Source organism: Leeuwenhoekiella sp. H156 (genome assembly GCF_052218455.1).
Taxonomy (GTDB): Bacteria; Bacteroidota; Bacteroidia; order Flavobacteriales; family Flavobacteriaceae; genus Leeuwenhoekiella; species Leeuwenhoekiella parthenopeia.
Genome location: NZ_CP197499.1, coordinates 2,916,795 through 2,931,181, shown reverse-complemented (window position 1 = coordinate 2,931,181; position 14,387 = coordinate 2,916,795). Strand labels below are relative to the sequence as shown.

The 14,387-nt window shown below is 44.5% G+C and carries 10 protein-coding genes; 4 read left to right on the top strand and 6 right to left on the bottom strand.

The window, feature by feature from the left end; genetic code table 11:
- Nucleotides 1–6: 6 nt before the first annotated feature.
- Both ACSSS3_RS12600 and ACSSS3_RS12595 read right to left on the bottom strand, forming a co-directional pair.
- Complete coding sequence (locus ACSSS3_RS12600; RefSeq protein ID WP_442844909.1) at nucleotides 7–969, bottom strand: glycoside hydrolase family 43 protein; 963 nt, start codon at nucleotides 967–969, stop codon at nucleotides 7–9.
- A 162-nt stretch (nucleotides 970–1,131) separates the two neighbouring features.
- Nucleotides 1,132–1,830, bottom strand: coding sequence for an NUDIX hydrolase (locus ACSSS3_RS12595; RefSeq protein ID WP_442844908.1), 699 nt, complete (start codon nucleotides 1,828–1,830; stop codon nucleotides 1,132–1,134).
- A gap of 132 nt (nucleotides 1,831–1,962) precedes the next feature.
- Here ACSSS3_RS12595 and ACSSS3_RS12590 point away from each other — a divergent pair, with 132 nt between their 5' ends.
- The 4 genes from ACSSS3_RS12590 to ACSSS3_RS12575 all read left to right on the top strand — a co-directional run bounded on the left by ACSSS3_RS12590 (nucleotide 1,963) and on the right by ACSSS3_RS12575 (nucleotide 6,266).
- Nucleotides 1,963–3,453 (top strand): xylulokinase, encoded by a 1,491-nt coding sequence (locus tag ACSSS3_RS12590; RefSeq protein WP_442844907.1) that lies wholly within the window; start codon nucleotides 1,963–1,965, stop codon nucleotides 3,451–3,453.
- Between the two features lie 10 nt (nucleotides 3,454–3,463).
- Nucleotides 3,464–4,774 (top strand): xylose isomerase, encoded by a 1,311-nt coding sequence (gene xylA, locus ACSSS3_RS12585; RefSeq protein WP_228230733.1) that lies wholly within the window; start codon nucleotides 3,464–3,466, stop codon nucleotides 4,772–4,774.
- A gap of 448 nt (nucleotides 4,775–5,222) precedes the next feature.
- Nucleotides 5,223–5,477: a hypothetical protein gene (locus tag ACSSS3_RS12580; protein ID WP_228230734.1), complete on the top strand. Its 255-nt coding sequence runs from the start codon at nucleotides 5,223–5,225 to the stop codon at nucleotides 5,475–5,477.
- 330 nt (nucleotides 5,478–5,807) lie between these two features.
- Nucleotides 5,808–6,266, top strand: coding sequence for a GNAT family N-acetyltransferase (locus ACSSS3_RS12575; RefSeq protein ID WP_228230735.1), 459 nt, complete (start codon nucleotides 5,808–5,810; stop codon nucleotides 6,264–6,266).
- Between the two features lie 16 nt (nucleotides 6,267–6,282).
- Here ACSSS3_RS12575 and ACSSS3_RS12570 read toward each other — a convergent pair whose 3' ends face one another.
- The 4 genes from ACSSS3_RS12570 to ACSSS3_RS12555 form a co-directional block, all read right to left on the bottom strand.
- A complete protein-coding gene (locus ACSSS3_RS12570) occupies nucleotides 6,283–7,173 on the bottom strand; it encodes a transglutaminase family protein (RefSeq protein WP_442844906.1) in 891 nt (296 codons plus the stop codon).
- Complete coding sequence (locus ACSSS3_RS12565; RefSeq protein WP_442844905.1) at nucleotides 7,173–9,734, bottom strand: circularly permuted type 2 ATP-grasp protein; 2,562 nt, start codon at nucleotides 9,732–9,734, stop codon at nucleotides 7,173–7,175. The genes ACSSS3_RS12570 and ACSSS3_RS12565 overlap by 1 nt, the downstream gene beginning before the upstream one ends.
- Before the next feature lie 15 nt (nucleotides 9,735–9,749).
- Complete coding sequence (locus ACSSS3_RS12560) at nucleotides 9,750–13,103, bottom strand: transglutaminase family protein (RefSeq protein WP_442844904.1); 3,354 nt, start codon at nucleotides 13,101–13,103, stop codon at nucleotides 9,750–9,752.
- 206 nt (nucleotides 13,104–13,309) lie between these two features.
- On the bottom strand, nucleotides 13,310–14,335 hold the full coding sequence (locus tag ACSSS3_RS12555; RefSeq protein WP_228230739.1) for a threonine aldolase family protein: 1,026 nt from the start codon (nucleotides 14,333–14,335) through the stop codon (nucleotides 13,310–13,312).
- Nucleotides 14,336–14,387 lie beyond the last annotated feature (52 nt).

Below are 14,387 nucleotides of genomic sequence, written 5' to 3'. Positions count from 1 at the left end.
AAAAATTTATTGACCTTCAATAGTCTTGATTTTTCCTTCAGCATCATATTCAAGCTCTACCACTTTCATACTGCGCAACCAGGTTTTTCCGCCTGAAGGTACACTATCGTGGAAAAATAAATAGCTTTTCCCTTTAAATTCAACTATAGAATGATGCGTGGTCCAGCCCACCACCGGAGTCAAAATCACTCCCTGATAGGTAAACGGTCCGTATGGATTGTCTCCCGTTGCATAACACAGGCGGTGCGTGTTTCCTGTAGAATACGAGAAGTAATACTTGCCGTTGTATTTATGCATCCACGAAGCTTCAAAAAAGCGGCGATCGTGGTCTCCCGCAGTTAGCGGCTTTCCGTTTTCATCTAAAATCACAATTGCTTTAGATGGCTCTGCAAACTCGAGCATACTATCGGCTAAACGGGCTATACGTGCCGGTAATGCAGGCTCATCTTCTGCCGGTTCTGAACCGCACTCGATGGCTTTGCCATCACGGTAACGCTGCAACTGTCCGCCCCAGATTCCGCCAAAATACATATAGTGCTTTCCATCTTCCTCAAAAATACAGGGATCGATAGAAAAACTGCCTTTCATAGGCGCGTCAAGCGGCTTAAAAGGCCCTTCGGGCTTGTCACTGGTAGCTACACCAATGCGGAAAATATCGGTTTGATCTTTCAGCGGAAAATACAAATAATACGTCCCGTCCTTATGGGCAATATCACAATCCCAAAGCTGGCGACCCGCCCACGGAATGTCTTTTACGTCAAGTGCCTTACCATGATCGGTAACTTCCCCGTCAATAGATTCCATCGAAAAGACGTGATAGTCCCGCATGTCAAAGTGATCGCCGTTGTCGTTTTCAGGAATGCCCGATTCTACATCGTGAGAAGGATAAATATAAATTTTGCCGTTAAAAACATGTGCCGAAGGATCTGCCATATACGCATGATCCACCAGATATCTGGGTTCTTTCATAGGATTTAATTTAGTGTTTAGTCTTAAGTATGGGTTTCTTCAAAGCTGAAAAAACAGCTTATAGTATTATTGACTACAAGTTTAGCAATTATAAATGAGTTTCCCTAACTTTTTTAAACCGGTTGAGTGCCGGCAGCGGAAAAGTTAAGATGAAATTGAAGTTTAAAATTCGAAGTTGAAACCTTTCTCCAGCAACTTCTTATAGGTTTCAGGATTGAAGCGATACAGTTTTGCTGCGCGGTGCGAAACGTCTTTTTGCTTTTCGGCCAGGGGCGTAAGCAAATCCATTTTAAGAATTTTACGCCTGAAGTTGGGCTTGTCCATCTCATAACCCAAAATCTGTTCGTACAGGTGCATCAACTGGAGTAACGTAAATTTTTCGGGTAGCAAATTGAAGCCTATAGGTTCCTGCTTGATGCGTCTGCGCAGGCGTTTTTGACCGATTTCCAGAATTTGCTGGTGATCGTAAATCAGATCTTTGACTTCAGAGACTTTAAACCAGGCAACTTCGGCAGCGGTGTAACCTGCTTTCAAATCGTAGTCTTCTTCTTTAATCAGTGCATAATAGCCCACAGTGATTACCCGCGAAAGCGGAAAACGATCGGGTGCACCAAAAGCCCGCAACTGCTCCAGATAAACATCTTTAATCCCGGTAAGCTCAAGCAGGAGACGGTTTGCAGCATCGTCAATACCCTCATTTTCGTAGATCCACCCTCCGGGTAAACCCCACTTATTTTTACTTATCCCCTCTTTATGCTTAACCAGAAGAACCTCGAGTTCTTCATTTTTAAAACCAAAAATCACGCAATCAATGGTAATACTATCCAGAATAACAGATTTTTCATCTTCGGGTATTTGCATTGAGGTCGATTGAGCATCCATAGGGTTAAAAATGTACAGCTAAAGTATAAAAAATTGATAAATTTCAGATTTTTATCCGTATACTTGTAGTCAATATTACTATAAGTAACTTGTTAAACCAAATTTAACCCTATGTATTTTTTAGGAATTGACCTAGGCAGTTCATCCATCAAACTTGCAGTGCTGGACGGTAATACCGGTAAAGGTATTGCTCATGTGACGGTACCCGACCACGAAATGCAGATGCACGCGGCTCAAGCGGGCTGGGCAGAACAAGACCCGGAAAGCTGGTGGCAGTACACCTGCGACGGTATAAAAAAATTAAAAGCTAACGGCCTTGACGTTTCACGTATAAAAGCTATTGGTATCTCCTATCAAATGCATGGTCTGGTTCTTACGACTAAAGATCTTGAGGTTTTAAGACCTTCAATCATTTGGTGCGACAGTAGAGCTGCCGGTGTGGGACGTGAAATTTACGAACAAAAAGGAAGTGCCTTTTTCCATTCCCGCATTTTGGGAAGTCCCGGAAATTTTACAGCTTCCAAGCTGAAATGGGTGCAGCAACATGAGCCGCAACTTTTTGAAAAGGCAGCTTATATGATGCTTCCGGGAGATTATCTTGCCGCGAAGTTTTCGGGCGTAGCCCAAACCAGCAAATCGGGCCTTTCTGAAGCAGCTTTATGGAATTTCAAAAAAGGAACTCTGGCAACAGATGTTCTGGAGGCTATGGGACTACCCGAATCCCTGATTCCTGAAATCGTTTCTAATTTTGGACATCAGGCTCAAATTGCTGCTGATATCGCTGCTGATCTGGGACTTTCTAAAGATGTCAAAATTACCTACCGTGCCGGCGACCAGCCTAACAATGCCTTGTCATTAAATGTTAACCAACCCGGAGAAATCGCTACCACAGCAGGAACTTCTGCCGTTATTTATTCGGTGACCGATCAGGATTCGTTTGATCCCGAAAACCGTGTAAATACGTTTTTACACGTGAATAATGAAGAGCAACAGAAGCGTAACGGTGTGCTGCTGTGTATCAACGGCTCAGGAATTCTATACCAATGGCTTCGCAAAACCGTTTCAGCCGGTTCTAAAGATCTGGTTTCCTACGAATTCTTAAACGAGCAGGCTTCAAAAGTAAAAGCCGGTAGCGATGGTTTGCGTTTTTACCCTTTTGGAAATGGTGTAGAACGCATTTTCAATAACAAAGATGCTACCAGCGGCTTACAGAATCTCAACTTTAACCGTCACGAAAATTCGCATCTGGTGCGAGCTGCCTGTGAGGGGATTGTTTTTGCTATGAATTACGGTTTCGAAATCATGCAAAAAATAGGTGCCGGGGGCCAGCGCGTAAAAGCCACACACGCCAACTTATTTTTGAGTCCGGTGTTTCGCGAGATTTTTGTCAACACTACCCAAACTACGCTCGAATTGTATGAAACCAATGGGGCTGAAGGAGCGGCACGTGGCGCTGCATACGGTTTTGGGCATTATAAAACACTTAACGAAGCCAACGAGGGATTAAGTCTGATAAGCACGCAGGAACCTCAAAAGGAACAGGGAAAAATCTATTCAGACTGGTATCAAATCTGGAAAAACAACATAAAAATAAACGAGTAATTCAAAAACTATGAGTACCTATTTTAAGAACATTGATAAAATCAAATTTGAAGGAAAAGGCAGTGACAATCCGTTAGCTTTTAAATATTATGAAGCAGATAAGGTTGTTGCAGGAAAAACCATGAAGGAGCATTTTCGTTTTGCTATGGCCTACTGGCATACGCTTAATAACAAAGGAGGTGATCCGTTTGGTGCACCTACCGAAACTTTTGAATGGGACAAAAATCCCGATCCGGTAGGACGTGCAAAAGATAAGATGGATGCTGCTTTTGAATTTATGACCAAAATGGATCTGCCTTACTACTGTTTTCACGATGTTGATGTGGTAGATGAAGCACCTTCATTAAATGAGTTTGAAAAACGCATGCACCAAATGGTGGAGTATGCGCAAATGAAGCAAAAAGAAAGCGGAATCAAGCTGCTTTGGGGAACCACAAACCTGTTTAGTAACCCACGCTATATGAACGGGGCTTCTACCAATCCTAATTTTGACGTGGTAGCCTACGCCGGAGCTCAGCTGAAAATTGCCGTAGATGCAACCATCGCTTTAGGTGGTGAGAACTACGTGTTCTGGGGAGGTCGTGAAGGGTATATGAGCCTGTTGAATACCGATATGAAGCGCGAACTTGACCATATGGGTCGTTTCCTTACTATGGTAAAAGACTATGCGCGTAAAGAAGGATTTAAAGGAAACTTCCTGATCGAGCCTAAACCTATGGAGCCCAGCAAGCATCAGTATGATTTTGATGCAGCTACAACATTAGGATTCATCAACAAATACGGTTTACAGGACGACTTTAAACTGAATCTGGAAGTAAATCACGCTACACTGGCAAGTCACACATTTGAGCACGAACTGCAGGTTGCTGTAGATAACGGTATGCTGGGAAGTATAGATGCTAACCGTGGTGATTACCAAAACGGTTGGGATACAGACCAGTTCCCGATTGATATTTACGAAATCACCCAGGCTATGCTTATCATTTTAGAAGGCGGCGGTATTCAAGGTGGTGGTGTAAACTTTGACGCTAAAGTACGTCGTAACTCTACCGACCTGGAAGATAAATTTATTGCGCACATCTCAGGAATGGATGTATTTGCACGCGGACTTATCGCAGCAGATCACATTCTTCAGAACACTAAATACAGCGACTTGCGTAAAACACGCTATGAGTCTTTTGACGGTGGTAATGGTGCTAAATTTGAAAAAGGAGAACTTACACTGGAGCAATTGAGCGAGATCGGGAAGCAAACCGGGGAGCCAAAACAATTTAGCGGTAAGCAGGAATTGTTTGAGCAAATCGTTGCAAACGCGTTCTAATAAGAATAGAATACATTTTAATTATCTGAAAAAGCATCCTTTTAGGGTGCTTTTTTGTTTTTAAATGCAAATCGAAATACAAAAAGCAACTCTTTTCTCAGGCAGGTTGATTTTAGAAATCAATACTTCCAAAACGTGCTGCATTTTTATTTAAAGATCGAAAACTGTCCGTTTAAAGATTTGATTGTCAATTAATAAATACATTTTTAAATGTCTGACAAGGGCTTGAAAACCGTCTTTTTGTTCAAAATATTCCGTTCCTTTTATACTTAAACAGATTTAAGGCTAAACCGATTTAGCAAAAAATTACTCGTAACTAATTCATTTTCAATGTGTTTTTAAGCTAACTTTAACAGTACAGTTCTAGCAAAATAATTGGGGATGGCGTTATTTTATCGTCCCCCTACAGCGAACTAAAATTCTGCTAACGCTATAATACCAGTACATCATGAGGGCGCAATTACAACTAACCGAAGCTAAAAGCTCATTTCAACAAGAGGCAATCGTACGTTGCCTGAACCGTATTATGGAAGTACGCATTCTTGATTTAAATCTTAACAAGAGAGTGTTATTTGTAGAATTTACAGGTCCCAAGGTGTTTCAGAAAATTCAAAAAGAGATTGAACGTCTGGGTTTAAGCATTAACGAAAAAAAAATAGTGCCCGATCCTTTCGCTGTTTCTTCGACTTCCCGCGAAGTTTAAAAGCCATTACAAGGCCGGCCATACAGTGATTTTCGTATAGATTATACTTAAATACCCGTCTTATGACGGGTATTTTTTTTCTGTTTATCAAATTAAAATAACTGATATTCAAACACTTAAAAAGAGGTGAATCTGAACAACATTGTGTAGCTAAAATTCCTTCCTTAAAAACACCCTATAACTGTTCAAGTTCTCAGAAATTAACTAAATTTAACACTGCTTATTATCATAGGCGCCTAGTTTTACCCAGTATTTTTTTCAAATTCATAAAATTGTGTTTAAGCGCAGTTCGCTGCCTGCGCAGCCACACATCAACCAAAGACCTCAACTATGCTAAATCTTGTACGTACCGATTCAAAGAATCCGGATTTCTTGAAAATGGTAAAAGAACTTGACGAGACATTGAAACTTACAGATGGTGACGATCATGAGTTTTACAATCAGTTTAACTCCCTTGACCGTATAAAAAATGTGATTGTGGCTTACGACGGCGGGCTTGCCGTTGCATGTGGTGCTTTCCGGGAGTACGGCCCTAAAAGTGTCGAAATCAAAAGGATGTATACCAAGCCTATTCACCGCAAAAAAGGCTACGCCAGCGCTATTCTTGAAGCTTTAGAAAACTGGGCCCACGAGATAGGCTATACCAAATGCATCCTGGAAACCGGAATTTTTCAGCCTCCTGCAATTGCGCTTTACAAGAGACGTAAATACGATATCATCCCAAACTACGGGCAATACAGCGGCATTGGTGGCAGTATGTGTTTTTTAAAATACCTGGGGCCGCAATAATTAAACTGGAAAGGCTCTAGGGTATTCGGGCGATATCAACCTCGACGTTAAGTTTGCTTCTTCCGCTGCCGTAAACCACTCCTTTAAGTGGCGGAACATCGTAATAGTCCCGTCCCCAGCCGGTTACTAAATGTTGATTGCCCGGAATCTGATTGTTAGTGGGATCAAAATCTACCCAGCCAAAACCGGGAATAAAAATTGAAAACCAGGCGTGACTGGCATCTGCGCCCACCAGCTTTTCCCTTCCGGGAGGTGGTAGCGTTTCAATATACCCGCTGATATAGCGCGCCGGTAATCCTATAGAGCGTATGCAGGCGATAGCTATCTGAGCGAAATCCTGACACACCCCTTTACGCTCTTCCATCACTTCATTTATGGGTGTGGAAACACTAGTAAAACCCGATACGAAATCAAAATCCACATAAATACGCTGCATCAGTTCTTCGGCGGCTTCAAATACTGAACGTCCCGGTGTAAAACTCTTATTGGCATATTCCCGAATGTTTTCGCCCCAATGTCTTATAAAAATAGACTCCAGGACAAATTGTTTGGCTTCCAGAATATCTGCCTCTGTTTTTTGAAGGGTTTTACGCGCCTGCTCCAACGTGATTCCTGTACAGGCTTCCATGCGAAAAGATGCCCGATGCGATTCATAATCCCGATTCAGCTTACTCACCGTGGTAACCTTGAGCTGCTTATGCTCTTTTTGTATCGAAAAACGGGTGATATAATTTCCGAAGAAATCTACCCGTTCTGAAATTTCATCAGCTTCGGGACTGATTTGCATTTTATATTCCAGCAGTTCCTGGCCCGGTGATTTTCGGGGTTTGAGTACCGCGATGTTGTGGCAATAACTTACCGGAGCATCGTAATTATAGGTCGTGGTATGCGAGACAGCGTATAACATTAAATGGAAAAATTTTGATCTACCAGCTGACTCTGCTTATAGGTATGATTGAAATAGGTGTTGGTGATAGATTGTGAAGTTTGAAACAACAATTCGCTCAACTCTTCGAGCAGGTCATCCAGATCTTCACGCACATAACTTTCGGGGTTGGCAGTCATCGCGAGAGCTTCTGAACTCGCTAAACGCAACTTGCTGAATGCCTCAAAAACATTCTTCTCGTACTGCGTAAGCGTATCAGATCGCTGCGAATGTGGTAACCTGGCGATATCCTTCTGCAGACGACCTAATAAAAAAGTAAGGGATCGTGGATATTTCAAATCCATCAACATCAGGTTAATCACTGGTTCTACCCGGATAAACGAGCGGTAGCTGTAGCGGTATATATTCAGGCTTTCGTGACTGCTAAGCAAAGCTTCAAGAATCTCATATTCGGTTTGACCCGCCTGTTTGTTTACTAACAGCGCGCGGCATTTTGTGATGGTGAGGCTGCTATGTTCGAGCTGTAAACCTATAAAATAGAGCAAAAGCCCCTGCTCTACCATAATACTTTCTTCAATAAGTCCCATAAAAGCAATGAGACGGGTAATGAGTTGGTTAAGACCTTTAATAAGCTTGGTAACCGTGAGGTCTTTTTCGTTTTCCAGATTGCGCCACAGTTTTTGAATGGTTTCAAAAACACGCCACATATCGCTGCTCCACAAATTACGAATGGAATAATACGAGCTGCTGAACATACTCATGGTATGCCCCAGACTTCCTACCCGTTCCCGATTGAGAATGACATCAAAAATCTCCTCTAGCGGATTGCTCATCGCATAGGTACCATCTTCCCGTTTTTCCATAAATCCGGGATAGGTACCGGTCATCTGGGTTACGGCCTTGTAGAGAATATTCAGTTTTACCGAGCATTCTTCCTGAAGAATGGTTTCAGTAGCGCTGGTTTGTTTTAAAACCATGCGTAAAAAGCGGGCGTTAACCAAAGTACGTCCTACGTATCTGCCGGCCCAGTAGAGGTTTTCGGCCGTAAGGCTGGGCAAATCGGCAAGACCGCTTACCGAAATCGCCGAACGCCGGTTCCAGTTAAAATTTGGAGTTTCCTCACTCCGATCGGGGTCAATAATCCAAAAATCCTTGCTCGTACCCCCACGCTGATTACTCACTCTTAAAGTATTACGGTCGGGTGCAACGCGTACGAGGCCACCGGGCATCACATTATAGCCTTTTTTACCGGCGATGGTGAAGGTACGCGCTACCATATTGCGTGGCTCAAAGGTTCCCTTAGTAAAATTGGGTGCCGTAGAAAAGCTGATGCGCTCCTGAGCTACAAAATGATAGGGTTTGCGTTGAATTTCGTTTTTCAGCTTTTCGAGCTCTGCCTTGGACATCAGCGAACCAAAATGAATATGCTCCCTATTGGTACGATCTATAGGTTTTATGACCAAATTGTGCAGGTTTTCGAGCACGTAGTTTTTTTCCTTTTCCTGTCCGCACCACCATGAAGCAATCTGCGGAAGCATTAAAGGTTCATTCAGGAAAAATCTACAAATAGCCGGCATAAAAGGAATTAATCCCGGGTTTTCAAGCACTCCGCTGCCTATGGGATTTACAATGGCCACATTTTGCCTGCGAACCACATCGAGCAAACCGGCAACACCCAGATGCGAATCTTCCCGAAGCTCCAAAGGATCGGTAAAAATATCGTCTACCCTTCGCAGCACCACGTGTACGCGTTTTAAGCCCTTCAGGGATTTCATATACAGATTGCCTTCCCGCACCACCAGATCATTCCCCTGCACCAGCGGATACCCTAAAAAGGAAGCCAGATACGCGTGCTCAAAATAGGTCTCGTTATGCGATCCCGGCGTAAGAATCACGATGTTCGGGTTTTCGATCTTTTCGGGCGAAGCCTCAACCAAAAGATCATTAAAATCTTTAAAAAATTCAGACAGGCGTCTGACATTCATATCCACGAATATATCAGACAAAACCCGGTTTGTGGTAGAGCGGTTTTCTAGCGCATATCCCATACCGGACGGTGCCTGGGAGCGGTCGTTCACCACCCACATACGACCATCACTGCCACGGGCCAGATCGGCCGCATACAGGAGTAAATGTTTATCGAGTTTGTATTGAATTTTGTCGCACTGCCTTAAAAAACCGCGATGTCCGTAAATCACCTCGTGCGGCACCACCCCCTCTTTGATGAGGCGCCGCTCGCCATAAATATCTTTTAAAACCAGATTGAGCAGCTCTGCCCGTTGTTTCAATCCTTTTTCAATTTGCTGCCACTCGTCTGCATGCAGCAAAAACGGGATCACATTAAGATTCCACGGGCGGTTGAGTCCGTTAGGATCATTGTAGACATTGTAGGTAACCCCGTTTTCTTCGAGTAACCAGTCAATATCGTTCTGCCGCTGATTGAGCCCGTCTGTACCTATGCGCTTGAAATTCTCAAGCAGTTCTTTCCAGTTTCCTTTTACAGAAAGATCAGGAGAAAACATCTCGTCATAGGTATTATCTGTAAAATACCGGGTAAACCAGGTGTTTGTGGCAACGGTCATAGTTAGGGGTCTAGCTTAGTATTTCTTGCGTAAATCTAATAAATGTGGGAATTCCGGGTTCACAGGTATCTCTTTAAAATCAAAGGTTTTTTCCACAGTATTGGTCTTGAGCGTACGCCCTACCAATTTCGGATTAGGTTCTGATTCTGAATGCGTTATCGTTCCCTGGGTATGACCCATTTCCCAAAAACGGTTAATACGTCTCGATTCGGCTTCCAAACTGTTGATAGGATACGTCTCGTAAGACCTTCCGCCCGGATGCGCAACAAAATAAGTACAGCCGCCAACCGAACGCTCGTTCCACAGATCGACAATATCAAAAACCAAAGGTGTATCTACCCCAATGGTAGGATGCAGGGCAGACCAGGGCTGCCAGGCCTTGTAACGTACCCCTGCAACATACTCGCCTTCCACGCCCGTATTACTCATTTGAACCTTAACCCCGTTACAGGTCACCACATAACGCTCCTGATTAAAGTTGGTCACCTTCACCTGAACACGTTCGAGCGACGAGTCAACGTATCTGGAGGTACCGCTTCCGGTCATTTCTTCTCCCAAAACATTCCAGGGTTCAATGGCAGAGCGCAATTCAATCTGAATACCCTTGACCTCAACCTGCCCATAAAGCGGGAAACGAAACTCAAAAAACGGATCGAACCAGTCTAATTTGAACGGATATCCCGCAGCATTAAGCTGAGTCACCACGTCTTTAAGGTCTTCTTTCACGTAATGTTCCATCAGGAATTTATCGTGCAGGCGGGTACCCCAGCGCACCAGTTTATGTTTGTAAGGCTCACGCCAAAACCAGGCTACGAGGGTACGCACGAGCAACATCTGAGTAAGGCTCATGCGTGCGTGTGGCGGCATATCAAAGCCGCGCAACTCAAGGATTCCCAGTCTACCGCTGGACGAATCGGGTGAGTACAATTTATCTATACAGAACTCCGCGCGGTGCGTGTTTCCGGTAATATCGGTAAGCAGGTGACGGAATAAACGGTCGGTAAGCCAAAAGGGAACATCCTCATCTTCGGGAATCTGACTGAAAGCGATTTCCAGTTCATACAGGTTTTCCATTCGGCCTTCATCGATACGCGGTGCCTGGCTCGTAGTCCCTATAAAAGAACCCGAAAACAGATACGACAATCCCGGATGGTGTTGCCAGAAGGTAAGCAGACTGCGCAGCAAATCGGGTCTGCGAAGTAGCGGAGAGTCAGCCGGAGTGATTCCTCCCAGCGTAACGTGGTTACCACCACCGGTACCCGTATGCTTACCGTCAAGCATAAATTTTTCGGTGCTCAGGCGGCTCTTTTTGGCCTCCTCATAAAGCGTAAAGGTATTTTTAGAAAGTTCGTCCCAGCTTTTTGCAGGATGTACATTCACCTCGATCACACCGGGATCTGGAGTCACTTTAAGTACTTCAAGACGGTAATCGCGCGGCGGCTCATAGCCTTCAATCAACACGGGTATGTTTAACTGTTTCGCCGTAGCTTCGATAGAAGCCATCAGATCCAGAAAGGTTTCGGCATTATCCAGAGGCGGCAGAAATAAGTATAATTTCTTGTCGCGTACTTCGGCACACAAAGCGGTACGTGCAAAGGGGTTCTTCTCCTTTTTATCGGCGTTATAATCTATTTTTCCTTTTCTCGCTTTCGCGAAAGCTTTACGTTTCTCGAGCGCTTCAGCGTAGTCACCAAAAGGTTTGCGTTTATCAAAAAGATCAGGATCTGTGATGGGTTGCGACGGAACATCAGGTTCCTCAATGAGTGAGTTTAACGGCAACCGAAGCCCTACAGGTGAATTCCCGGGGATCAAAAACAAATGCTTGCGTATAAACTGCCAGGGGCTGGTCACCCATTTTCCCTGAATGTTCGCCAGCGGCAAAATATGGCCTATTTTTTTATCAAGACCCTGCTGTAAAATTCGCGCCAGCCGGTTTCGGACTGATGTAACCGTGTCGTCGCTGTCAAGCGGATCAACGTCTACCGGCAGGCGGCCTTCTTCCCACATAAAATAAAACACATCTTCGTATGCAGGCATAATGTATTCCAGACGCACCCCAAGATTTATCGCAAGTTCCTGCAGAAACTTTTTAGAAATGCCTTCGGGCAGATCGTATTCTTTGGTAAAAGAGGCCATCAGGCTTTCGTCCTTCCAGATGGGTTTACCGTCTTTTCGCCAGTGAATTCCTATCGACCAGCGCGGTATGGGTTCGCCGGGATACCACTTGCCCTGAGCGTGATGAAACATACCCCCTGGCGCAAATTTATGCAGTAAGCGGTTTGAAAGACCTTCTGCCAGCTTGCGCTTTTCAGGACCGTCAGCTTCAGTATTCCACTGCTCAGATTCCATATCGTCAACAGAAACAAATGTGGGTTCACCACCCATTGTAAGCCGCACATCGCCGTCCTGTAACTCCTGCTCCACCTTTTTACCCAACGCATCTATGGCTTCCCATTGATCTTCAGTATAGGGCTTGGTAACCCGTGGCGATTCGAAAATTCGTGTAACCGAATTCTCAAACTCAAACTCGGTTTCTGCAGGATCTGAAAAGCCGGTCACCGGGGCCGCACTTTCAAAAGAAGGTGTGCACGCCAGCGGAATATGACCTTCTCCGGCCAGTAATCCGGACGTCGAGTCAAGACCAATCCATCCTGCACCGGGCACATAAACCTCAGCCCAGGCGTGCAAATCGGTAAAATCTTCTTCAGGGCCAGACGGACCATCCAAAGCTTTTTCGTCAGACTTGAGCTGCACCAAATATCCCGAAACAAAACGGGCTGCAAGCCCCAGATGACGCAACGACTGTACTAAAAGCCAGGCAAAATCCCGGCAGGAACCCAGTTTCCTTTCAAGTGTTTCTTCGCAGGTTTGCACACCCGGCTCCATACGCACCGTATAATTGAGGTACTGGTTGATGTGCTGGTTGATCCCTATTAAAAAGTAGATGGTTTTTTGCTTGCTCGTATCTACAGTTTTTAGAAACTTCTGTAGCAAGGGCCCGTCATCGGTCACCTCCAGATAGGGCAATAATTCTTTTTTAAGCGATTCTTTATAGGTGAACGGAAACTCTTCTACCGCTTCTTCTACAAAAAAATCAAAGGGATTGATGGTTTTGAGATCGGCCAGAATTTCTACGTCAATAGAGAGTTCGTCGGTCTTTTCCGGAAAAACCACGCGCGCCAGATAATTCCCAAAAGGATCTTGCTGCCAGTTGAAAAAGTGATTTTCAGGCTTGATTTTTAACGAATACGCTTCAATGGGTGTTCTGCTGTGCGGTGCAGGTCTTAATCTAAAAATATGCGGTGACAGCGAGATGCGCTTGTCGTATTTATATTTCGTTTTATGTGAAATAACGACTTTGAGAGCCATAAATGGACAGTTTTGGTTAGGGTTGTGCTGCGTTTATGATGCGGTACAACCTCTACTAAGATAGTGTTCCAAACCTTAAAAAGCCGAAGCTTTGGTCAAAAACTCCGGCTATGCCCTCTATTTTTAGAAAATCGCTAATGAGATGGGTTTATAATATCTCATTCGCTATCTAAACAGGGATTTAAATCATTTTTTAAAAATGACTTCTACAGATTTTTAGACGAAAGCAAATCGAGCAAATGCGCATGCATCGCATCGGTATAATCGTAATGGGTCACCATACGCAGCTTGCCTTTACCCAAAGCGCTGATGAAGATCTGTTTTTCTTTTAGCTGCTGAATAAACTTCAACTCATCAACTTCAGGTCTCAATTTAAAAATAAGGATATTGGTTTCTACCGGCTCTACCAGAGCGACTTTAGCATGTGCCGCCAGTGCTGTAGCCAGCTCCTGAGCCTTGCGATGATCTTCTGCCATACGCTGCCAGTGATGTTCCAGGGCATAAATACCCGCGGCAGCCATAAAGCCTACCTGACGCATCCCGCCACCCAAAACTTTGCGTACGCGCATCGCCTTGTCCATAAATTTTTGTTTACCTACGAGCACCGAGCCCATTGGCGCACCCAGGCCTTTTGACAGGCACACCGAAATCGTATCAAAAACCTCCCCGTAATCTTTTGGAGATTCATCGGTAGCAACCAGCGCGTTCCAAAGGCGGGCACCATCCAGATGTAAGCCCAGACCGTGCTCGTCGCAAACTTTTCTGATTTTGACAATTTCCCTAAAATCATAACAGGCCCCGCCGCCTTTATTGGTCGTATTCTCAAGACAGACCAGTGATGTCAGCGGACTGTGGTAAAAATCGGGCGGATTGATGTTTTCTTCCACCTGCTCGGCGGTGATCATCCCGCGATGACCGTCTACCAGCTTGCACGAAACCCCGCTGTTAAACGAAACCCCGCCGCCCTCGTAGTTGTACACGTGCGCATATTTATCGGCGATGAGTTGTTCGCCGGGCTGGGTATGAATTTTAATCGCAGCCTGATTGGTCATACTTCCGGTAGGGAAATACAGCGCTGCATCCATCCCAAAAAGATGTGCGATATGCTCCTCGAGTTTATTAACCGTGGGATCTTCTTTATATACATCGTCCCCAACTTCGGCCTGCATCATCGCCTGCAACATTTCGGGGGTGGGTTTGGTAAGCGTATCGCTCCTTAAATCTATAATCATAAATTCCTTCAAATTCTAAACGGTTTTAAAGCTAAAAAAATCCGTTTTATGT